Origin of the sequence: Mycobacterium persicum (genome assembly GCF_002086675.1) — a bacterium.
GTDB classification, from domain to species: domain Bacteria; phylum Actinomycetota; class Actinomycetes; order Mycobacteriales; family Mycobacteriaceae; genus Mycobacterium; species Mycobacterium persicum.
This window is the reverse complement of sequence record NZ_MVIF01000292.1, coordinates 1-639: the sequence shown is the minus strand read 5'-3', so window position 1 is coordinate 639 and position 639 is coordinate 1. Positions and strand designations below refer to the sequence as shown.

Below are 639 nucleotides of genomic sequence, written 5' to 3'. Positions count from 1 at the left end.
CGAGGGTAGGGCTGTGTAGGCGGGTGTGCCCGCGCAGTCGGGTGGCGCGTGCCTGCATCAGCTCCACCAGCTCGCGCAGCAACTCCACGCTGTGTTGACCGGTGTCGTAGCAGAACCGGGTGAACAGCGCTGCCCCGGCACCGAGTTCCATGCCGCCTTGGGATCGATCACCCACAACCGCACCCGGCCACGCTTAACGTCAGGGGCGAGGGCGGCGATCAGCGACCACAGCGCCGAGCCCTTACCGGCTCCGGTGGCCCCCGCTACCAGGATGTGGTTACCGAGAACCAGCAGCGTCCACCAGCGCCGTGATTCGCTGACCCCGACCCGCACCGCGCGCAGATCAACCGCCGACCCCGGGTTTGGCATGGGCACCGCGATCGGCTGGGCGAGCACATCCCCGCGGCCGATGATGATCCGCAGCTGCCCGGGCGCGGTGGCGCGGATCGTCAACCGCTGCGCTGCCCATTGCCGCCAACGCCGGAACGCGTTTCTGCCAGTCAGCAATCGACTGGCCGGTCACAACCTTCACGATCAGCACGTCGACGTGGCGGCCGATCCGCACCGACACCACCGCCGGGACCAGGGTGCGCTCACCCAGGCGGGCGGTCAGCCCGTGCAGGGCGCACACCGATGCCC

General features: G+C 69.8%; 1 pseudogene. It reads right to left on the bottom strand.

Annotation, left to right across the window (positions count from 1 at the left end):
• Positions 1-639: pseudogene (locus BST40_RS28455) on the bottom strand (FtsK/SpoIIIE domain-containing protein); the annotation flags it as partial.